Origin of the sequence: Streptomyces sp. NPDC055955 (assembly GCF_042270245.1) — a bacterium.
In the GTDB taxonomy this organism is placed as follows: domain Bacteria; phylum Actinomycetota; class Actinomycetes; order Streptomycetales; family Streptomycetaceae; genus Streptomyces.
This window is the reverse complement of sequence record NZ_JBHJYS010000027.1, coordinates 57,287-78,087: the sequence shown is the minus strand read 5'-3', so window position 1 is coordinate 78,087 and position 20,801 is coordinate 57,287. Positions and strand designations below refer to the sequence as shown.

Below are 20,801 nucleotides of genomic sequence, written 5' to 3'. Positions count from 1 at the left end.
CGATCGGAGTCGCCTCCTTCACGGGCGCAGCTTCTCGCTCCAGCGTGCGAACATGTCGGCCAGTCGCTGACGAGCAACACTCACGACCAGTTGCGTGAGCTTGATCTCGCTGGATACCGAGGCCTGGTGGTCTGCCTGCCGCGCGACCGGCGCGGCTCCCCCCGGCGCGGGTCCCGCCCCCGGAGAGGCAGCCGTCGCGGTGGCTGCCCGGACCTGACCGCCCTCGGCCGTTCCGGTGGCGATGCTGTCCGCGAGACGACGGGAGAAGTCGATGAACATCGTGTTGGAGACGTCCTGGACCCCGCGCCCGAGCGCGGCTATCCGTCCGGTCAGCTGCAGGTCGGTCACCGACTCCAACTGGCTCGTCCCGTTCCCGGCGTTCGCGACCCCTACACGCACGTCGGCCCGGACCGATCCTCCGCCGCGACGGTCGCGTCCCGACGCCGCGAACTCCAGCTCGCGGGTCTGGGCATCGCGCCGGAGCACGTCGACCTCGCCGTTGTAGTTCATCTTCAGCGGTCCGATGGCGATGCGGAGGACGCCGCCGTACCGGTCGTTCTCGAGTTCGTCGGTGAGCTCCGCGCCCGGCAGGCAGGCGACGACCGCCCGGGTGTCCTGGAGGAACTGCCAGACCTCGGTGGGGCTGGCCTGCACCGTCGTGGTGTGGTGAAGTTTCATCGTCCCAACGCCTCCTCAGCGTTCGAAGTCGATCCCTCGGCGTGCTTGTCGTCAAGCAGCGCGAGGACGCGCTCGGGAGTGATCGGAAGCGTGGTCGGCCGGCGACCGATTGCGTTCTCGATCGCGCTCGCGATGGCCGCGGCAGGTGGCCCGATGGGCGGCTCGCCGATGCCCCGGGCGTTGAACGGCCCACGGCCCTCACCGCTCTCGACCAGATCGACCTGCACGTCCGGCACGTCCATCGAGCACGGGATCAGGTAGTTGGCGAACAGGGTCGAGAACGGGTTGCCGTCGACGAGCACGCACTCCTCGGTGAGTGCGTACCCGATCCCCTGCATCGCGCCTCCTTGTATCTGCCCCGTCGCACGCACCGGATTGATGGCCCGGCCGACGTCGTGGCAGGCGGCGTACTTCGTGAGTTGCACCGCGCCGGTCTCCAGGTCGACCTCCACCTCGGCCGCGTGGGTGCCGAAGGTGTAGTCGGGGAAAGTACCGCCCTGACCGACCTCGGGATCGAACCGTCCGGCGGGCGCCCGCCAGGTGGAGAGCACGGAGGTGTCGACCGCGGCGTCCTGAGCTGCGCGGGCCACGTCGGCAAGAGTGACTTCGCTCGCGCCCGAAGCGGTGGTGACCTTGCCGTCCTTCCAGATCAACATGTCCGGCTCCGCGCTGAGCAGGGTCGCCGCCACCGGCGCCAGCTGGTCGCGCAGCGCGCCACTGGCCCTCAGGATGGCGTTGCCCGACATGTAGAGCTGCCGGGTCGCGAAGGTGCCGCCGGCCGGCGGGTTGAGCGCGGTGTCGCCGATGTAGACACTGATGGCCTCCAGCGGCACGCCCAGCACCTCGGCCGCAATCTGGCACAGGCTCGCGGCCTGGCCGGCCCCGAGGTCGGTGACACCGCTGCGGATCAACAGCGTTCCGTCCGCCTGGAGCGTCACCCACGCCGAGGCGTGGTCGCGGAACCAGATGGTGCGGCCGTAAGGCTGCATGCTGTTGCCGAAGCCCTGGCCAACGACCTTGCCGGGCCCGGACGGTGGGCTCGGCGGGCCGAGTCGGGCCAGCGCCTTCTCGCGGGTCTCGGTCACCGCCACCGCCGTGGTGATCGGCTCGCCGGAGGTGATCACGTCACCCTTCTCGACATAGTTCAGGTCCCGTATCGCCGTGCGACTCACGCCGACGGCATCGGCAAGCTGGTCGAGCTGGGACTCGTAGCCGAGCACGACCTGCATCGCGCCGAAGCCGCGGAACGCACTCGTCGGCACGTTGTTGGTGAACACAGCTCGGGAGCGCGTTCGCAGCGCCGGAACCTTGTAGGGGCCGGTCGACAGTGCCGCACCGGCGAAGAGGATGCGCGCACTCAGGCAGGGGTAGGCGCCGGCGTCGCCGACGATGTCGGCCTCCATCGCCAGGATGCGGCCCTCCCGCGTCGCCGCCGTGCGGTAGTGCATGGTGAACGGGTGCCGCTTCGTGCTGGCCATCAGCGACTCCTGACGGGACCACACCATGCGCACCGGCTTACGCGTCTTCCAGACCAGGAGGCCGAGGTAGGGCTCGACGGTCATGTCCTCCTTACCGCCGAACCCACCGCCCATGTACGACGCGATGACCCGCACTTTGTTGTGCGGCAGACCGATGATCCCGGCGATCTCGGTGGCGTGCTCGATGACCTGAGTGGATACCCGGAGCGTGACGACGTCGTTCTCGATCCACCCGACGCCCGCCTCGGTCTCGAGGTACGCATGCTCGACGCGCTGGGTCTGATAGGTGTTCTCGACGACGACGTCGGCCGCGGCGAAGGCGGCGTCGACGTCGCCGCGCTCCAGACGCCAGTTGACCAGGACGTTGCCGGCGTCGTGCACCAGCGGCGCCTCGTCACGCATGGCGTCGTGGGGCGAGAACACCCCGGGGAGCGGCTCGTACTCGATGTGGACGAGGTCGGCCGCCTCGTCGGCCGTCTCCTGGTCGACTGCCGCGATGACCACGATCGGCTCGCCGACGTAGCGCACCCGGTCACTCGCCAGCACCGGCTGGACGACGATCAGCTCGCCGAGGCCGCCGCTGGCGTGCTCGACGATCTCGTTGTGCGGCACGTCCTCAGCGGTGAGCACCGCGACCACGCCGTCGAGCTTGCGTGCCGCTCCGACGTCGATCGCCGTGATCCGGGCCGAGGCCATCTCGGACCGTACGACCTTCCCGTGGAGCATCCCCGGGAGCTTCCAGTCAGCCGCGTAGTGCAGCGTCCCGCGCACCTTGTCCACGAAGTCGTGGTGACCCGGCGAGGTGCCGACCACGTTGAAGGACGGCGTCTCGGCCGCCTTCTTCTCGTGGGTGGTGGTATTGCGCCTGGTCGTCCCGGTCATTCCTGCTCCCCCGCGTCGCCGCAGTGTTCGCCGTGCATCCATGCCTCGACCGAGTCGACGATCGCCGTGTAACCGGTGCAGCGACACAGGTTGCCCACCAGTTCGTAGCGAATGTCGTCGCGTGAGGCGTCGGGTGTCCGCTCCTTCATCGCCGCGGCGGTCAGCATCACCCCCGGCGTGCAGAAGCCGCACTGAGCGCCGCCCCGCTCCAGGAAGCACTTCTGCAGGGGATGCAGCTCACCGGCGGGATCCGCCAGACCGTGCAGCGTCGTGACCGCGTGCCCCTCGGCCTGAACTGCGAACATCAGGCAAGCGCTCGTGGGCCGGCCGTCGATCAGCACCGTGCAGGTGCCGCAGACCCCTTCGTTGCAGCCGTAGCGCACGTCGGGCAGGCCGATGTCGTCGTGCAGGGCATTGAGCAACGTGCGGTCGCTGCGGATCCAGAGATCGTGCTCCTCGCCGTTGACGAGAAGCCGGACCTGTGTGCGCATCATGCGCCTACTCCCTTGTCCTGGGGCGCGAGCGCCGTGATGAGGGCTCGTCGGACGAGGACGCGCACGAGCCGGCGACGGTAGTCCGCGCTGGCGTGGACATCGCCCTCAGGGTTCACGCTGTCGGCAACGGCGCCGGCCGCGCCGTCGAGCCCTGCCTCGTCGCGGACGTCGACGCCGCCGATGAGGTCATCGGCGACCTTGAGGGGCCGGTCGGCGACACCGCCCAGTACGACGGTCGGCCGGCCGGACCTGGCCTGCACGGCGACCGCGACGGTCGCGAAGTCGGAGAACCGCCGCGTCACCTCGTCGAACGCCCACGGCTCTCCCGCGGAGCTCGGGATGCGGATCTCGGTGACCACCTCGTCGTCCTCGGCAGCCGTCGTCAGGTAGGTGCGGAAGAACTCCGTGATCGGCACGTCGCGCACGCCGCGCGGGCTCTGCATCCGCACGACACCCCCGAGCGCCAGCACACTGCACGGGATCTCGCCGGTCGGGTCCGCGTGGGCCACGCTGCCACCGATCGTGCCGCGGTTGCGGACCCGCACGTTGCCGACCAGGCGTACCGCGTGCTGCAGCAGGGGTGCGTGCTGCGCAACGACCGGAGAGGTCAGGACCGTGGCGTGACGGGTCAGCGCGGGGATGACCAGCACCGGTGCCTCGGCCAAGTCCTCGATCCGCGGCCCGCCTTGGTCGCCGATGCCGTTGATGTCGATCAAGGCGGCCGGCAGCGTCAGCCGAAGGTTCATCATCGGGACCAGGCTCTGGCCGCCGGCGATGATCTTCGCTTCGCCCTCCCAGATCTGCATCAGCTCGACCGCCTCGTCCCAGGAGTCGGCGCGCTGGTACTCGAAGGACGTGGGCTGCACGCGGTCACCGTGAGCCTGCCGGAGACTGGATTGTGTGGTCACCGGAGAGCTCCGTTCTTGGTGGGCACGTCCAGCCGGGGGTCGGTGACCAGGTCGCCGGTGAGCCGGCGCAGTACGGAGAGTTCGCCCTCGGTGACCGGCTCGAGCGTGGTGACCTCATCGGCGACGAGCAGCTCGAAGCCGGTGGCCGCGCGGACCTGAGCCAGCGTCACCCCCGGCTGGAGGTGGCGCACCCGCATCCGGCGGGTTTCCTCGTCGAAGTCCATGCAGGCGAGGTCCGTGACGACCCAGCTCGGTCCCCCGTGTCTCAGGCCCGAAGATCGCCTGCTGTCACCGCCGGTCAGGTACCCGGGGCTGGTGACGAAGTCGACCTTCTCCACGAAGCGCCGTAGCTCATGGTTGGTCACGATGACTGTCTGGTTGCACAGGGACGCGATGTCGTTGCCACCGCCCGGGCCGGGCAGACGGGTGGACGGTCGGTCGTGGTCGCCGATCACGGAGGTGTTGACGTTGCCGTACATGTCGACCTGGGCGACACCCACGAAGCCGTAGTCGAAGAATCCGCGCTGAGCCAGGAGGAAGATGTCGGTCGCGGAGGTGACCATCTCGGCGCCGACCGCGGCCCGCATCTCGTTGGTCGAGTCGGGCAGTTCGCCCGGCATGAGGTGAATACCGATCATGCCGCCCTCGAGGACGACGGTCAGATCGGGCGCCTGGCGCCGACGGGCCAGCGCCGCGGCGACCAGCGGCTGTCCGATCCCCGCGAAGATCACCTTGTGGTCCTCCAGCAGCCTGCTCGCGGCGACCGTCATCACTTCGGACGGTGACGGCCGCAGCGGCTGCGCGACGTTCGCGACCAGGTCGTTCGTGGCGTTCATCGCGGCATCATTCCCTTCGCGCCCGACACGAGTTTGTCGAGTCGCTCCGACGGCACCGAGCCGAGGAAGCCGTCGTGGTGTGGGTGCTCGACGAGGCTCGTGACGTACTCTCGCGCGCCGGCTGCACCGTGCGAGCGGATCCGTTCGGCGTAGTCCCGGAACGCGTCCTCGTCGGCGAGATAGCGCCCGTAGCATTCGTGCGGGTAGGCGCCCATGGGCTGGTGCACCACGGCGTCGACGGCGAACGCGGGGATGACAGTGCGCGACGGGTCCCGCTGGATGACCTCCGTGCTGACGATCTCCTCGGTGGAGATGACGACACGTCGGGCGGCGCGCGCGATGTCGGCGTCCATGAGCTCGTAGCCGTCGATCTGCGCGTTGCCGTAGACGTCGCAGCGCTGGACGTGGATCAGCGCGACATCGGGGTTGAGGCTCGGTACCGCGTTGAGGGACTGCCCGGTGTACGGACAGGTGACCTCTTCGACCTTGCGACGGTGTCCGATATCGGATCCCATCATCGAGTACGACGGCAGGAACGGGATGCCCATGCCGCCGGCCTTGTAGCGAAGGCCGAGGCCGAGGTGGCTCCACTCCTCGTACACGATCCGCCCGGACTCGGCGTACTCCCTGAGCACCTTGGCCAGGCCCCAGCCGTGACCGATGCCCACCCAGCTGGTGATCAACCGGTCGGCCATCCCCGTGGCGATGAAGAGCTCCGCCTCGAAGCACGTCAGCGGCCGGGCGAGCGAGAGCCCGCTGCGCCCTTGGCGGAGCACCTCGATCAGCAGCGCCATCGGCGTACGGGCGTGGTTGGTTCCCCCGACGGCGATCACGTCGCCGTCGGCGACGTGATCGCCGACGGCATCGCTCGCCGAAACAACCTTGTCGACCCGGGGCCGGGCTCGTCGCTCGAGCTCCTCCCTGGCCCTCACCGTGTCCGGGCCCGCGGCTGACAGCAGGGTCACGACTGCGCTCCTCGTGCCGCGGCCGCAAGCACCGATTCTCCCGCGCCGAGCAACGGCATGACCTCGGCGGCGAACCGCTCGACCTGCTCCTGCTCGTAGCCGTGCGGGATCAGGCAGATCTCCTGCACCCCGGCTTCGACGTGCTGCTGGAGCTGCTCGGCGCACTGCTCCGGAGTGCCGACGATCGCGCTGTCGGGCGTCGCGTCGCTCCAGGCCGGGGTGTCGAAGTAGGACGCCAGCCACGGGCCTGACCGCGCCAGCGCGGCCTCCTTGGACTCGCCGATGCACAGCGGCAGTTGGGAGACATTGCGCAACTCGTCGGGGTTGCGGCCGGCCTCCTCGGCGTACTGACGGATCTTGGCCCAGGACGCCGTGAACGCCTCCGGCGTGTAGAAGTACGTCAGCCACCCGTCGCCCAGAGTCGCCACCCGGCGCAGCACACGGTCGACGTAACCGCCGATGAGCAGGCCGGGGCGAGGCTGCGGCTTCGGCAGCATGCGCACCCGACGGAAGGACAGGTCGTCCCAGTCGCCGGTGACCTCGTCCTCGGTCCACAGCTGCTTGCAGATCTCCAGCGTCCGCTCGAAGATCTGGCCGCGCCCCTTGAACTGCGTGCCCGTCGCGTCGAACTCCCGCTCGTACCAGCCGGCGGCGACGCCCAGGCACAGCCGCCCGTGCGAGAAGTCCTGGATGGTTGCGGCGGTCTTGGCCAGCAGCGCGGGGTCGCGGATCGGCAGCACCAGGATGCCCGTGCCGAGCGTCACGGTGGAGGTGTTCGCGGCGAGAACTGCAAGGGTGGTCAGCGCCTCGAGCTGCGGGAAGGGCTGCTTACTGCCCAGGAAGAGATGGTCCCAGGCCCACAACGAGGTGTAGCCGAGCTCCTCAGCGCGTTTGCTGTACTCAACGAGGTGCTGGAGGTCGGGGGCCTTCTCCGCCGAGGTGAAGTTCTCGATCGCCAGTCCGAACCTGACGGACATGATGTGCTCCCTTGTCTTGAGCCGGTCATGAGCTGGGCACGGTGCGGCTGGGAGGCCCGCTCGGGCGACACGCTATGTGGCAGAGATCACCAAGGACATGGCATCGAGTGACACCGGATCGCCGCGGTCCTTGTCACCGGGTACGAACGCCGGGTGTCTGGCGGAACGTGCTTTCGGAAGCCCCACCCACTCCTCGCAGCCTTCGCCAGCCGTCCTCAGCCGCCCGCCACCGGGGCAAGGACCTCGACGGTCGCGCGGTGTTGGAGCAGGATGCCGTCGGGATCACGCCGGCCGACGGCCTGTCAGCAGCGAGCAGGCGGCGGCGACCTTGGCGAACCGCCGGTCCTGGCCGTGACGCGCAGCGGCCTGGCGCCGGACCGCCCCCAGTGCCGAGGCCTCGTGGAGCGCATCGCCGATGCCTGCCACCGCTCCTGCTCCGGCCACAACGGACGACGATGGCCGCGGCGGTGGCGAAGTCGTCCTCGCCCACCGGTCGGAGTGGGTCGCCGGCCCCACCGGAAGGGTCACGTCAGCGTGTCCTCATCCCCGTACGAACCGCACGCCCTGGCCGGGGCGCAACTGGGCGACCACGGGCATCGCCCGCTCCCGGACGACGGCGATCACGGGATAGCCGCCGGTCACAGGGTGGTCGGGTCCGAAAAGCGTGAGCCGCCCACCGGGCGGCGCCTGCAATGCCCCCTCGACCACGCCCTCGCTGGTCAGCTCGGAGAGGATCCGCCGCGGCAGGGTCGGCCCGGCGAGCCGGACTCCGACCCGGTCGGAATCCGGCGTGACCTCGAAGCGGGTCTTGAGCAGGTTCCGCACTGCCTCCGGCTCGAACCAGTCCGCCCGCGGCCCCAGCCGGACCGGCAGCCGGACGTCCTCGGCCGGGTCGGGAGGCGGTGGCGCGACCACGAGGTCGGCGACCGGCAGTCGGCCTCGGGCGGGCCCGATGCCGAGTGTGGCGCCGGCCCGCAACAGCTCGGGCCCCAGGCCCGAGAGGCGGTCGGTCGAGCACGACCCGAGGACCGGTGGCACGCAGATGCCCCCACGCACGGCGACATAGCTGCGCAGGCCGTGATGCGGCATGCCCAGCGCGACGACCTCGCCGGCGGCCACAGAGTGGACCTCGTGGGTCCACCGCCGTCGGGCGCCGACCCTGACCGGCAACGGGGCACCGGTGACCGCCACGAAGGACGGCGCATCGCAGGTGAAGGTCAGCCCGCCATTGGTCACCTCGACGACGGGAGCCGACTCGTCATTGCCGAGGATCCGGTTCGCCAGGATCATCGCCGCGAGGTCCGCGGCGCCGGCGCGCCCGACGCCGAGGTGGGCGTAGCCGGAGCGGCCGCGGTCCTGGACAAGCGACAGCATGCCGGGCTCGACCACCGTCAGCCGACTCTGCGGGCGGAGCTCCACGAGCCCGCTCACGGTGCGACCTCCCGGAAGACGACTTGGTCGCCCGGCAGCAGCAGTGACGGCTGCTCGGCGCTGGTGTCCCACATCTGGGCGTCGGTGTGCCCCAGCAGCTGCCATCCGCCGGGAGAGCGCCGGGGGTAGACGGCCGAGAACTGGCCGGCCAAGGCGACCGCGCCGGCGGGGACGGTGACCCGCGACTCGGCCCGTCGCGGCACCTGAAGGCGCGGGTCCCCGTCGACGAGGTAGGCGAACCCCGGCGCGAAGCCGCAGAACCCGACCCGCCACGGGGTCGAGGTGTGGGCCGCGACCACCTCCCGCTCTTCCATGCCGCAATGCTCGGCGACCCAGGCGAGGTCCTCGCCGTCGTACCGGACCGGCAGTTCGACCACGCGCGGCGACTCCTCGGCGGCGTCGGGCACGTCGATCTCACGCAGCCGGGCCTCGACGTGCGCCATCGAGCCCGATCGGGGGTCGATCAGCACGAGCAGGGTGTCGAGGGCCGGGACGATGTCGACCACGCCCGTGACCTGTGCCGACCGCAGGGCGGCGGCGTAGGCATGCACCCGGCGGTTGTCCGGCAGCTCGAGCAGAAGCCCTGTGTCGCCGCAGGGACGCAGGCTCGGCGTCGTCGGCACTGCGCGCCCCCGCATCAGCCGAGGCGAACCAGGTCAACGCCTGCCGCCTCGAGGGCCTTGCGGGTCGCTCGGGCGATCTCGACGGAGCCGGCAGTGTCGCAGTGCACCAGGATCGCCTCGGCACGGATCGGGATTCGGCTGCCGTCGATCGCGGTGATCTCGCCCTGCGTGACCATCTCGACCGCGCGGGCCGACGCCTGGGCCGGATCGGACAGCATGGCATCGGGCTCGGTGCGCGGAACCAGCAGGCCCTGCGGGGTGTAGGCGCGGTCGACGAACGCCTCCGCGACCATGTTGAGCCCGGACTCCTGGCCCAGGCGCCAGGTCTCGGTGCCGACCTGTGCGAGCAGTGGCAGGTCCGCGTTGTACTCACGGGTGGCGTCGACGATGGCCTGCGCGTGTTCGGTCACGGTCGCGGCTGCGTTGTAGAGGGCGCCGTGGGCGCGGATGTAGTTGATCTTGTCGCCGGCGGTGCGGGCGAAGACCTCGAGGGCGCCTATCTGGTACAGCAGGTCGTCGGTCAGCTCCTGCCGGCCGTAGGCGATGAACCGGCGCCCGAAACCGTGGAGGTCGCGATAGCTGACCTGGGCCCCGATGGCGACGCCGTTGGCCACCGACAGCTTGCAGGTGCGGCGCATGGTGCCGGGGTCGCCGCCGTGGAAACCGCACGCGATGTTGGCGGCCGTGACGACGTCGAGCAGCGCGTCGTCTTCGGCCAGCTCCCACCGGCCGTAGCCTTCGCCGATGTCGGTCGTGAGCGCTACCTGAGGCATTGGCGATCTCCCATTTCGGTCCTGTGCTACGGCCAACTGCACTGCCTTACGAGGCCGAGTATGAACCGATGGAAGCGTCCGGGAACAGCATCAGGGAGTGCACTCAATCCGGCACTGGAACTGCCGAATGCAGCGCCCGGAAGGCCGACCGCAGCTCCCCCCGGACAAGCCGTAGCGAAGGGAGCCGCTCGGTTCCGGGGCGGGTCAGGGTCAACAGGGTCCGCGCCGCACCCGTGGGCAGCCACCGCAGGTCGTCCCGGGCACGGGCGGCGACGATGGCCGGCAGCATGCCGGCGGCGAGCCCGCGTTGGATGAGCTCAAGGTGGACCAGAAGGTCGTCGCTCTCGTAGCGCACGTCCGGCTCGAAGCCCATCCGGCGGCAGGTGAGCTCCGCCCACTCCCGCGACGCGCTCCCCCGTGCCTCCATCACCCACGGGATCCGTCCCCCCTGGACGCTGAGCGCGCGACCTTCGAGGAGCGATTCGGCCACGACGGCGGACAGGGGGTCGTGACCGAGCTCGTACCGGTGGGTGTCGGCCGGGATCCACGGGTGCACGCCGGGATACACCTCGGCCACGACGAGGTCGAAGTCGCCCGCGAGCAGCGCGGGAACGGCACGCTCCGGCTCAGCCTGGACGAGCTCGATCCGCAGCCCCGGATGGGAGTCCTGATTCGCCAGCACCTGCGGCAGCAGGAGCAGGGCGGCGCTCTGGAAGGAGGCCAGCCGCAGCGTGCCGGCGACCTGGCCGGAGAGCTCGCGCAGGTCGGCTTCCGCCTGTTCCATGTCCGCGAGGAGTCGTCGGCCGTGCTCGGCCAGCCGAGCCCCCGCCTCGGTCAGCCGCAGACCACGCCCCACCTGGACGACCAGGGGCGTGCCGACCTCGCGCTCGAGCCGGCTGACATGCGCGGAGACCCCCGACGCACTGAGGTGCAGTGCCTCGCCCACCGCGGCGAGGCTGCCCCGCCGCTCCAGCTCCACCAGCAGGCGGACCCGCCGCATCTCCAGCATCCGCCCACCCTAATTCCAATCGGCACCGATCATGCCGGGTCGACTCCACAATCCGATGCTTATCGTTTGGCTCCGGACTGCCTAACTTCGTTCCTGTGACCGATTCATCTGCATCCCTGTCATCCAGTCCCGGAACGGCCTCCCGCACCGTGCCCCCGACCCCGGCCCGGTGGACACCCAACCGGCATCGCAGCGGCGCCGCTTTCCACCGGCCGGTCCCTGACCCATCCGGGCCTGCCCGGATGTCGTTCCACCAGCGCCTGCCGTTCTACGCCGTCACGCCGCTCCATGACCTGCCCTCGGTGGCCACCGACCTCGGTGTCGCCCGGGTCGCGGTCAAGGACGAGTCGTCGCGGCTGGGCCTGCCCGCCTTCAAGATGCTCGGCGCGTCCTGGGCGGCGTACCGCGCGCTGGCGGCACGCTACGGCGAGCCCGAGGAACCGACGCTCCAGGCGCTCCGCGCGCGGATCGAGGGCAAGGCGCCGGCAACGCTGGTCACCGCCACCGACGGCAACCACGGTCGCGCGGTGGCACGCATGGCGTCGTACCTGGGGCTCGACGCGATGGTGCTGATCCCTGACGTCGTCTCGGAGGCCGCGATCCAGGCCATCCGCGACGAGAACGCCGACGTGCGCGTGCTCGCCGACGGCTACGACGCCACGGTGCAGGCGGCCGCCGGCCTCTGCGAGGACTCCACCGGAGACCTCCTCCTGGTGCAAGACACTTCCTGGCCCGGCTACGAGACAGTGCCCCAGTGGATCGTCGACGGCTACGCAACCCTCTTCGAGGAGGCCCTGGCACAGCTCGGCGGCGCCCCGGCGCTGCTGGTGGTTCCGGCCGGGGTGGGCTCGCTCGCCCACGCGGCGGCCCTGCACTGTCAGCGCAACCCCGGTTGGCGGGTGATCACCGTAGAGCCGGAGGCGGCGCCCTGCATCGCGGCCGGCCTCGCCGCCGGCCACTCGGTCACCACGCGGACCAGCACAACGACGATGGCCGGCCTCAACTGCGGCACCCCCTCGTCGCTGGCGTTCCCCGAATTGCTCGCAACCCTGGACGGCGGCATCTGGGTGACCGACGCCGAGGCGGCCAGGGCCGGCGTGCGCCTGGCCGCAGCCGGCATCGACTCCGGCCCGTGCGGTGCGGCCTCGCTGGCTGCCTTGCAGTACCTGAAGGACGCCGAGGGCACCGAGCACCTGCTCACCCCCGGCCGCACCGTCGTTTTGCTCAACACCGAAGGCACACACTGAGTCAGCCGTCAACTACCCGGCCCGGAAAAGCCGGGCTCGGAGGCAGAGTCCAACGGGTCGCCGAGTGGTCTCCTCAGTCCAGCGCCCTGAGCGGGTGCAGAGACGTGTGACTCCGCACCGCTTCGCCACAACTTCCACGCACGAGCAAGGATATTGCGGGAGGCATTGCGGTCTGCGCGATCAACGAATCAGCACGACCGGCACACGCCCGCCCCTGAGAGACTCGGTTCAGCTTGTCTGTGTATCCGCACTCCTTGTCCGTGTATCCGCACTCCTTGTCTGTGTATCCGCACTCCGCGCACAAGCGGGAGGTGCAGGCCGGGTCAACGAACAGTCGTCGAAGGCGGCGAACGGTCCGCTCCTCGCCTGCCCCCACGACCGTGCCCCGCGGTCGTCGAGCCCTGGACAGTCCGGCTGACCTCTGTCGCGGGCGTTCCGTCCGCGGCCAGGTGAGCGGCATGGCCTCAGCGCACGGGCGCGCGGTTGCGGGAACGGTGACCGTGAATGGAGGCTTTCAGAATGGAGCACCATGCGGCGCACTTCCCGGACCGGTTCGCCGGCGCGGCGGCCATGAACCGCTGCGGTGTGATCACGGCCTGGGGCGGCTCGGCAGCGGAACTGCTCGGGTACGACGCGGACGCGGTGATCGGGCTACCTGCGGTCGATCTGCTGGCGGCCGACGCGGACCGCCCGAAGGCGGCCGCTGCTGTACGCAGCTGCAAGGCCGGCGAGAGCGTGCGCGGTGAGCTGACCGCCCGGCACCGCGACGGGCACGGTGTGGACCTCTTGGTACGGGCCTGGCCGGTCGTCACCGACAGCGGCAGAGACTGGTTCGCCATCTTCGTCGAGGCGGGAGAGATTCGCCGCTGGGACACCGACCGGGCCATGGTGGACGGACTGTTCGAGCAGGCACCGGTCGGCCTCGCTGTCTACGACTCCCAGTTGCGCTTCCTCCGGATCAACGACGCGCTCCAGGAGATCCATGGCATCCCGCGGGAGGACACACTCGGGCGGCGCCTGAGTGAACTCTTCCCAGGGCCCGAGGCCGACCGCATGGAGGCGAGACTTCGCAGGGTGCTGGAGACCGGGGAGCCGGCCACCCAGGAGCACCGCGCTCCCATGCCCGCGCTACAGGGGTGGAAGAGGGAGTGGAACAGCACCTCCTTCCGCCTGGTGAACCCAGGCGACACGGTTCTGGGCGTGGCCTCCGCCATCGTGGAGGTCACCGAGCGCAACCGGGCCCGCGACCGGCTGGTGGTGCTCAACGACGCCAGTACGGAAATCGGCACCACCCTCGACGTCACCCGTACCGCTGTCGAACTCGCCGCAGTGGCCGTCCCCCGGCTCGCCGACTTCATCGCCGTCGACCTGCTGCAGGGCATCGCACTCGGCGAGGAGTACGTCCCCGGTCCCGTCGGCGGCGGGGCCGTACTTCACCGCGCTGCCATCCGCTCGGTCCACGAGCATGCCCCGGAGGCGAGCTATCTGCCCGGCGCGCTGATCACCTTCCATCCGGCCACACCCCAGGCCCATGCCATGGCCACCGGCGAGGCCGTGCTCCTGCCGACCCTGGAAGGGTCGGAGGACTGGGTGGCCCACGACCGGCACCGTGCCGGGAAGATGGCCACCGCCGGAGTCCACTCGGTGATGGTCGTCCCGCTGCGCGCCCGGGATGTCACCCTCGGCGTCGTCCACTTCTACCGGTGGCAGCGCCCCGACCCCTTCGACACCGACGATCTGACCGTGGCCGAGGAGGTCGTGGCCCGCGCGGCGGTGTGCGTGGACAACGCCCGCCGCTACACCCGCGAACGCGACGCCGCACTCACCCTCCAGCGCCGTCTGCTCCAGGTCACCACGCCCCAGCTCAGCGCCGCGACCACCGCCCACTGCTACCGGCCCGCAGGCAGCCGCACGGGCGTCGCGGGCGACTGGTTCGACATCATCCCGCTCTCCGGGGCCCGCGTAGGCCTCATCGTGGGCGACGTGCCCGGCCGCGGCATCCACGCCGTGGCCGAGGCGGGGCGACTGCGCACCGCGGTCCGCGCCCTCGCCCAGCAGGACCTCTCACCCGATGAACTGCTCATCCAGCTCGACGGCATCGTCAGCCAGGCCGCCGACGGCGAGGACACCCCCGGAGCACCTACCGCGGACATCGGCGGCAGCTGTCTGTACGCCGTCTACGATCCGGTCTCCCAGCGCTGCACCGTCGCCTGCGCCGCCCACAGTCCCCCGCTGATCGTCGAGCCGTCCGGCACGGTGCGACTGCTCGACCTGTCGTCCGGCCCGCCCCTCGGCCTCGGCGGTATGCCCTTCGAGACCACGGATGTCGAGTTGGCCGAGGGAAGCATCCTGGCCCTGTACACCGACGGGCTGCTGCGCGGCACGACCGGCCGCGGCGACATCGACGCCGGGCTGGACAGACTCCGCCGGGCCCTCGCCCGCCCTCACAGCGACCTGTCGCACACGTGCGACACGGTTCTCGACACCATGCTGCCCGTGCACGGCGGCGCGGACGACGCCGTGCTCCTCCTCGCCCGCACCCACGCCCTCGGGCCCGACCGCGTCGCCACCTGGGACCTGTCCCTCGACCCCGCCATCGTCGGCCAGGCACGCAACCTGACCACCAGCCAGCTCACCGCCTGGGAGCTGGACGAGCTCGCCTTCACCGCCGAACTCGTCGTCAGCGAACTGGTCACCAACGCCATCCGCTACGCCCGCGCCCCCATCCAACTGCGCCTCATCCGGTCGACCTCGCTCATCTGCGAGGTCTCGGACGCCAGCAGCACCTCGCCCCACATGCGCCAGGCAGCCGACACCGACGAGAGCGGCCGCGGACTGTTCATGATCGCCCAGATGGCCGAACGGTGGGGCGCGCGGTACACCCTCGCCGGCAAGACCATCTGGGCAGAGTGCGCCACCCCGTGACCCTCACACCTGACTGGCTGCGCAATGCGGCGAAAAAGTGAATGCGGACAACCGGCGTGGCGGCGGGACTACTGATGGACCCACGGCACGGCCTGGGCCACACCGTGCCACCCGGGCCGAGAGCCCGCGACCGAATTGGGCGCAGGGGCTGCTGCACGCCGGGGCATCCGTGAGAGTCTGCGGGCGGAACACCAGGTGCGGGGGCGCACATGAGGACGGGACGGCATGGAACCAGTGGTGGGGCCGGACACGAGGAGCGCGCTGCCCGAGGGGCTCGGTGCGGCGATACGAGGTACGGCCGAGGAGATAGCCGCGCTCTTGCGCGCCGGCGCCGACATGGCGCTCCGGGTGCCGGGGTCGGAATGGAGCGTCGGGGAGGCGGCCGCGCATCTCGCACTGGCCAACGAGCTGATGGCTGACCTCGCGGCGGGACACGCGCGCCGTTACGGAGACGGAACACCGCAGAGCCTTGCCGCGGCCAACGAACAGTCGCTCGCCATGTTCGGTGAGCGGGGGGCCGAGCCGCTGGCCGGGATGATCGTGGAGCAGGCCGCCGCGTGTCTGAGCGCGCTGGAGGAGCGGAGCACGGAAGGGACCGTGGTCAGTCCGCTGGGTCCGATGGGACCCGAGGTTCTGGGCTCCTACCTGCTCACGCACATGCTGGGGCACGGATACGATCTCGCCCGCGCGCTGGGACGTGCGCACATGATCGACCGGGAGCGGGTGCGGCTGACGCTGCCCTTCATGCTGACGGCGATGCCACGGGTGACCGACGCGTCCGGCACCGCCGGGCTGAACGTCCGCTACGCGATCAGTCTGTGGGGTGGCGGCCGGTTCGACGTCCAGGTGGCCGAGGGCGAGGTGTCGGTCGGCGAGCGACTGCCGGGGCGCGCGGACTGCACCATCCACATCGAGCCGGTCACCTTTCTCCTGATGGCGCTCGGGCGCCGTCGTCAGTGGGGCGCCCTCGCTCAGGGCCGCATCCTGGTCAGGGGACGCAAGCCCTGGCTCGCTCCGCGCTTCCCCGCTCTGTTCAAGGCACCCTGAGCCCGATGGACCGATGGTCGAAGCCTGGCTGCGGCGCGCGCAAGGCGCCGGGCATCCCCGCCGGGCAGCGGCTGTGGCGGGCGTTCGACTCGGTGCGGTGCTGGAAGCGAGGTCCTGGGCGCGGTGCCCAGGGTGGTGCAGTTCCGTGAGAGGCGCCGGCTGAGCTCGTGCGGTGCTCGCTGGGCACACGTCAGAAGCTGAGCGGGCCCGCCTGTCGATCAGCCGTCGAAGTAGGCCTGGGCAACGGCGTAGCTGTCCTCATAAAGGTGGTAGCGGGTGATCCGTCCGTCCCGGACGGTGGTGTGCAGGGCGAACGCGGTGTCGATGTCCCGGCCCGTCTTCTTGACCTCGGAGACCATGCGGCCGATGAGCACGGCATCGTCGCCCTCGGCGATGACCTGGCGGAGGTCGAACTCCTTGGCCTCCACGTGCATCTGCAGCAGCTCGAAGAACCTCCGCATGCCCTCCGCGGAGTCGACCTCCGGCACCCAGGGAATGCCCGGCGGGTGCGGGATGGAGAAACGACACCGAGTCGGCGAACAGTGCCGCCGCCTCCGCACACTTCCCCTCGGCGAGCAGCGGGAACAAGCGTTGCACTGTCTGCGCCGGTGACTCTGATGTCATGTATGCCGACGTTACCGGCTGCGTCGGCGCAAGGCGCTCGATCCGGGGCGGCCTCCGAGAGGCCGCCCCGGCAAGCCATCAGCCCGAGGGCGATCCAGCAGCCGCGGCGTCGCCCCGAGGGCCGACGCCGAAGCCCTGCCCTGGCGTGCTAGCCCGCGCTACCGCGGGTCACGTGCACGCCTGCGCCGACCGTGGTCACTTGGGTGTTGCCGTAGCCGGCGCACTCTCCGTACTCCTTGACCCACTTGGTCGTGCCGGCCAGGGAGCCGGAGGACGGCGCGCCGAACGTGACGTCGTACCGCTGCTGCTGGTCGCAGCTGGGCACGTCGTAGTACTCGATGAAACCCGACTGGGAGGCCTTCAGGTTGCCTGACCCGGCGGGCAACGTGTAGGTGCCGACGGGGATCCGCTGTCCGTTGTTGGTGTCGACGACGGTGCCCGACCAGGTGTCCGTACCGGCCTGGGTGATCTCGACGCGGAAGGTGTGGCCGTACACGGCGTCGAAGTCCACTCCGCAGCTGACGCCGGCGCCGCCGTCGGCCCCGTCCGAACAGTTGGCGTGGGTGCTTGTCGTGCCGCTGATGAAGGAGGAGAACACTCCACGCAGGCGCTGGTGCCCGTTCGCGTCCGGCCGCGGCTGGAGTCCCGCGTACCCGATGTCGCTCTGCCCGGTGAACCCGTACTGCATCGCGAAGTAGGTCCCGGCCAGGTGGGCGGTGCCGGTGTTCACGGTGATGGGGAAGTTGAGGGATGTCAGTCCCCCACTGGGAGCCCCGCTCACCGTCCACGACAGCAGTTCGTTCCCGCCGAAGGTCTGCGCCTGTGCGCCAGGTGCCGCGATGAACGGAACGAGTGCGGCCAGTGCTCCAACCGCCATGCGTGTCAACGCTCGCTTCATCCGATGCTCCTCAAGGGGTGTTGGAGGTGAGCAGGGCCGTGAACGTCCGGACACCGCCTTCTCGCATGAGTGCTGCAGACGGTGACGGCGACGGGGAATCGACATGCACCTGACAACTTCAACTTCTGCGCGACGTACTGCCACTTGCCCCCGAAGGGGCACTGCCGCGACAAGCTTCCGCACCAGTGGTCACGTTCTTCGTTCGCCAAAACTCCGCAGCCCGATCGCCTGCGGAAGACTATGGCCCTCCACCCAGGGAGTGTCAATACGTGCTTGCAAACGTGCGACTCCAAGCAGAATCAATCATGGAGACCCGGGTCGGTAGGCATCCACCGCAGGGCAGCCGGGCACGGCAGGCCGATCGGCCGGGAGTTGAAGTCGACCGACGCAGACGACTCGGGGAACGAAGAAGCCCCTCCCCTTGTGCTCTCCGTGCGGGAGCACGGAGAGCACAAGGGGAGGGGCTTCCGACGGCAAACTCAACGTGCCCCAGCGGGGTTGGCGTCCTCGCCCAGATAGGTTCCGTATCCCTCGGCGACGAGCGGGCCCTCGAAGATCAGCACCTCGTTGACCAGTCCGCCCTTCTGGTTGCGGTAGTTGATGACCAGGCAGTCCACGCCTACGTACGACCCGACCACCTCGAACCGCAGGTCCGGGATGCGCCGCAGGCCCTCCGTCCAGTAGGCGCGCAATGCGTCTTTGCCACGAATGACCCCGTCGTCGCCGAGCAGTTGAGCGGCGACCGGCGACCGGAACGTCACGTCGTCGGCGAAGTGAGACAGCAGAGCGTCCAGGTCGTGCGCGTTCCATGCCGTCACCCAGGAATCGACGAATGCCCGCGCTGGTCCATGATCCATGGGCGCATTATGCCCTTCCCCTCGGAACCGTGCCGGGGAATGCCGCCCGACGATCACCTGACCCCAGTCCCCCGCAGTACCAGCAAGGCCACGTCCACCGCCGCGACGACCACGGCCGCACCGAACGCGGTCCGCTCCCGGCGGCGCCCCATCACCGTCCCCGTCGCCGCGGCCAGGACAGCCGCCGCGAGGGCCGTCGCTCCCCATCTGTCGGGTGGGCCGGCGGGGGCCAGTGCCAGAACCGCCGTCGCGGTCACCAGGGGGATCGGGAGGAGCAGGCGTGCACCATCTGGGCCGAATCTGTGCGGCCATCCCCGTACACCCAGCGCCAGATCCGAGCGGATGTCCGGCAGCACATCGCCCAGATGGGCTCCGACTCCCAGGAGCGCGCCGGCGGTGACGACCCACCAGGGCGGCCACGGTTGCCCCGGCAGCCCCAGCGCCACGAACGACGGGAGGGAGGCGAAACCCACCGCGTACGGCACCCAGGACCAGGCTGTCGCCTTGAGTCGTAGGTCGTACGCCCACGCCGCCCCCACGCCCACGAGGTGCACCGTGCCCGCCCGCGCACCACAGGCCAGCGACAGCGGTACGCACAGGGCCAGCGCGATGTATGCGGCCACCCACACGTGTCTCACCTCGATGGCGCCGTCGACGACGGGTTTGTCATGTCGGCCCGCGGCGATGTCCCGGCGCGCGTCGAAGGCGTCGTTGCACCATCCGATGGACAGTTGACCTGCCAGAACGGCGATCGTGGTGAGGACGCCTCGTGCGGCGCCCTGGCCGGAGGTCACGACCATCACGGCAGTCAATGCGGTGACCACCACGACGGGAGCGGGGTGGCACGAACCGGCCAGGGCGACCGCCCGGCCCGTCCGGCGCAGGGTCGCGCCGTCGGCCGCCGCATGCTCGGGTGTGCCCACCCGGCCGATCCTAGACGCCCCGGACCCGCCCGGCCCGAGCACTCGCCCGGGGCCGAACGGCCGGACGGGCGATCCCTGGTGGCGAGCCCTCGGCATGGGGAACACGTGGAGAGCAAGCCAGCCCAGTCGGTCATCGGACGGGAACCCCATGACGCGGATCGCTGCCGTTCACGGCGCCCTCGCACCGCACCGTCGCGCGCAGTCCGAGATCACCGACATGGTGGCCCGCACGTGTCTGCCCAAGGGCACCGACCGCAGGGTCCTGGACCGCCTGCACCGCAGCGCCAGGGTCGGCTCGCGCCATATGACGCTGCCCCTCGACCGGTACGGGGAACTGGACGGGTTCGGCGCCGCCAACGACGTCTTCATCGCTACCGCCACCGACCTGGGCGGCCGGGCTGTCCGGGACGTCCTGCGCATGGCCGGGCTGTCGGCGGCGGACGTGGACCTGTTGATCTTCACTTCCGTCAGCGGCATCTCCACCCCGTCGATCGATGCCCGGCTCGCTGTACGCCTCGGACTGCGGCGCGACGTCAAGAGGCTCCCCATGTTCGGACTGGGCTGTGCCGGCGGCGCCGCCGGTCTGGCACGCATGCACGACTATCTCGTCGGCCGGCCCGACCACGTGGCGGTGCTCCTGTCGGTCGAGCTGTGCTCACTCACGTTCCAGCGCAATGACGCCACCACGGCCAACCTGGTCGCGACCGGGTTGTTCGGAGACGGGGCCGCCGCAGTCGTCGGGTTCGGGGCACACCGGCCGGCCGAGACCGCCGGCCCGACGATCGTGGACACCCGCAGCCACCTCTATCCGGACACCGGGCGCCTCCTGGGCTGGGACGTGAGGGATTCCGGCTTCCGGGTCGTCCTCGATCCGCGGGTGCCCGACGTCATACGCCGTCATCTCGCCGATGACGTCGAGGGGTTTCTCTCAGACCACGGGCTGAAGAGGAAGGACGTGACCGCGTGGGTGTGCCACCCCGGCGGCCCCAAGGTCCTGGAGGCTGTTGCCGAGGCCCTCGACCTGCCCGGTGACGCACTCGACGTGACCTGGCGTCACTTGGCCGAGGTGGGCAACCTGTCCTCGTCGTCGGTACTCCACGTGCTGCGCGACACCCTGGCCGACCACCGGCCGCCGCCGGGCACGCCGGGTGTGCTGCTTGCCATGGGGCCCGGCTTCGCTTGCGAACTCGTATTGCTGCGCTGGTAGTTCGGATCTCGGAGGACAG

19 protein-coding genes are annotated in these 20,801 nt (G+C 70.3%); 4 read left to right on the top strand and 15 right to left on the bottom strand.

What is annotated here, in order from left to right:
- Positions 1 to 18: 18 nt before the first annotated feature.
- The 11 genes from ACFC96_RS38800 to ACFC96_RS38750 form a co-directional block, all read right to left on the bottom strand.
- Positions 19 to 678: an SRPBCC family protein gene (locus ACFC96_RS38800; RefSeq protein ID WP_376616971.1), complete on the bottom strand. Its 660-nt coding sequence runs from the start codon at positions 676 to 678 to the stop codon at positions 19 to 21.
- Complete coding sequence (locus ACFC96_RS38795; RefSeq protein ID WP_376616969.1) at positions 675 to 3,038, bottom strand: xanthine dehydrogenase family protein molybdopterin-binding subunit; 2,364 nt, start codon at positions 3,036 to 3,038, stop codon at positions 675 to 677. Before ACFC96_RS38795 ends, ACFC96_RS38800 begins: the two co-directional genes overlap by 4 nt.
- Positions 3,035 to 3,532 (bottom strand): (2Fe-2S)-binding protein, encoded by a 498-nt coding sequence (locus ACFC96_RS38790; protein WP_376226071.1) that lies wholly within the window; start codon positions 3,530 to 3,532, stop codon positions 3,035 to 3,037. Before ACFC96_RS38790 ends, ACFC96_RS38795 begins: the two co-directional genes overlap by 4 nt.
- Positions 3,529 to 4,398: an FAD binding domain-containing protein gene (locus tag ACFC96_RS38785; RefSeq protein ID WP_376616967.1), complete on the bottom strand. Its 870-nt coding sequence runs from the start codon at positions 4,396 to 4,398 to the stop codon at positions 3,529 to 3,531. Before ACFC96_RS38785 ends, ACFC96_RS38790 begins: the two co-directional genes overlap by 4 nt.
- Before the next feature lie 38 nt (positions 4,399 to 4,436).
- Positions 4,437 to 5,276: a CoA-transferase subunit beta gene (locus ACFC96_RS38780; protein WP_376616965.1), complete on the bottom strand. Its 840-nt coding sequence runs from the start codon at positions 5,274 to 5,276 to the stop codon at positions 4,437 to 4,439.
- On the bottom strand, positions 5,273 to 6,241 hold the full coding sequence (locus ACFC96_RS38775) for a CoA transferase subunit A (RefSeq protein WP_376616963.1): 969 nt from the start codon (positions 6,239 to 6,241) through the stop codon (positions 5,273 to 5,275). The genes ACFC96_RS38780 and ACFC96_RS38775 overlap by 4 nt, the downstream gene beginning before the upstream one ends.
- A complete protein-coding gene (locus ACFC96_RS38770) occupies positions 6,238 to 7,218 on the bottom strand; it encodes an LLM class flavin-dependent oxidoreductase (RefSeq protein WP_376616961.1) in 981 nt (326 codons plus the stop codon). The genes ACFC96_RS38775 and ACFC96_RS38770 overlap by 4 nt, the downstream gene beginning before the upstream one ends.
- A 540-nt stretch (positions 7,219 to 7,758) precedes the next feature.
- Positions 7,759 to 8,649, bottom strand: coding sequence for a biotin-dependent carboxyltransferase family protein (locus ACFC96_RS38765; RefSeq protein ID WP_376616959.1), 891 nt, complete (start codon positions 8,647 to 8,649; stop codon positions 7,759 to 7,761).
- The gene (locus ACFC96_RS38760) at positions 8,646 to 9,287 is read right to left on the bottom strand and encodes an allophanate hydrolase subunit 1 (RefSeq protein ID WP_376227542.1); all 642 of its coding nucleotides are present in this window, start codon (positions 9,285 to 9,287) and stop codon (positions 8,646 to 8,648) included. The genes ACFC96_RS38765 and ACFC96_RS38760 overlap by 4 nt, the downstream gene beginning before the upstream one ends.
- The gene (locus ACFC96_RS38755) at positions 9,287 to 10,045 is read right to left on the bottom strand and encodes a LamB/YcsF family protein (RefSeq protein WP_376616958.1); all 759 of its coding nucleotides are present in this window, start codon (positions 10,043 to 10,045) and stop codon (positions 9,287 to 9,289) included. Before ACFC96_RS38755 ends, ACFC96_RS38760 begins: the two co-directional genes overlap by 1 nt.
- 103 nt (positions 10,046 to 10,148) lie before the next feature.
- Positions 10,149 to 11,054 (bottom strand): LysR family transcriptional regulator, encoded by a 906-nt coding sequence (locus ACFC96_RS38750; RefSeq protein WP_376227865.1) that lies wholly within the window; start codon positions 11,052 to 11,054, stop codon positions 10,149 to 10,151.
- Positions 11,055 to 11,296: 242 nt separating this feature from the next.
- Here ACFC96_RS38750 and ACFC96_RS38745 point away from each other — a divergent pair, with 242 nt between their 5' ends.
- From ACFC96_RS38745 to ACFC96_RS38735, 3 genes are all read left to right on the top strand, one after another.
- Positions 11,297 to 12,301, top strand: coding sequence for a pyridoxal-phosphate dependent enzyme (locus ACFC96_RS38745; RefSeq protein WP_376616956.1), 1,005 nt, complete (start codon positions 11,297 to 11,299; stop codon positions 12,299 to 12,301).
- A 519-nt stretch (positions 12,302 to 12,820) separates the two neighbouring features.
- The gene (locus ACFC96_RS38740; protein WP_376616955.1) at positions 12,821 to 15,226 is read left to right on the top strand and encodes a SpoIIE family protein phosphatase; all 2,406 of its coding nucleotides are present in this window, start codon (positions 12,821 to 12,823) and stop codon (positions 15,224 to 15,226) included.
- Between the two features lie 225 nt (positions 15,227 to 15,451).
- The gene (locus ACFC96_RS38735; protein WP_376616953.1) at positions 15,452 to 16,273 is read left to right on the top strand and encodes a maleylpyruvate isomerase family mycothiol-dependent enzyme; all 822 of its coding nucleotides are present in this window, start codon (positions 15,452 to 15,454) and stop codon (positions 16,271 to 16,273) included.
- 218 nt (positions 16,274 to 16,491) lie between these two features.
- On the opposite strand, the gene ACFC96_RS38730 is transcribed toward ACFC96_RS38735, so the two are convergent.
- From ACFC96_RS38730 to ACFC96_RS38715, 4 genes are all read right to left on the bottom strand, one after another.
- A complete protein-coding gene (locus tag ACFC96_RS38730) occupies positions 16,492 to 16,761 on the bottom strand; it encodes a nuclear transport factor 2 family protein (protein WP_376616951.1) in 270 nt (89 codons plus the stop codon).
- Between the two features lie 284 nt (positions 16,762 to 17,045).
- Positions 17,046 to 17,774, bottom strand: a complete 729-nt coding sequence (locus ACFC96_RS38725; protein ID WP_376259803.1) for a hypothetical protein — start codon at positions 17,772 to 17,774, stop codon at positions 17,046 to 17,048.
- Positions 17,775 to 18,274: 500 nt separating this feature from the next.
- On the bottom strand, positions 18,275 to 18,652 hold the full coding sequence (locus tag ACFC96_RS38720; RefSeq protein ID WP_340460915.1) for a nuclear transport factor 2 family protein: 378 nt from the start codon (positions 18,650 to 18,652) through the stop codon (positions 18,275 to 18,277).
- A 53-nt stretch (positions 18,653 to 18,705) separates the two neighbouring features.
- A complete protein-coding gene (locus ACFC96_RS38715) occupies positions 18,706 to 19,575 on the bottom strand; it encodes a UbiA family prenyltransferase (RefSeq protein WP_376616949.1) in 870 nt (289 codons plus the stop codon).
- A gap of 148 nt (positions 19,576 to 19,723) precedes the next feature.
- On the opposite strand from ACFC96_RS38715, the gene ACFC96_RS38710 reads away from it, so the two are divergent.
- Positions 19,724 to 20,782, top strand: a complete 1,059-nt coding sequence (locus tag ACFC96_RS38710; protein ID WP_376616948.1) for a type III polyketide synthase — start codon at positions 19,724 to 19,726, stop codon at positions 20,780 to 20,782.
- Positions 20,783 to 20,801: the final 19 nt, after the last annotated feature.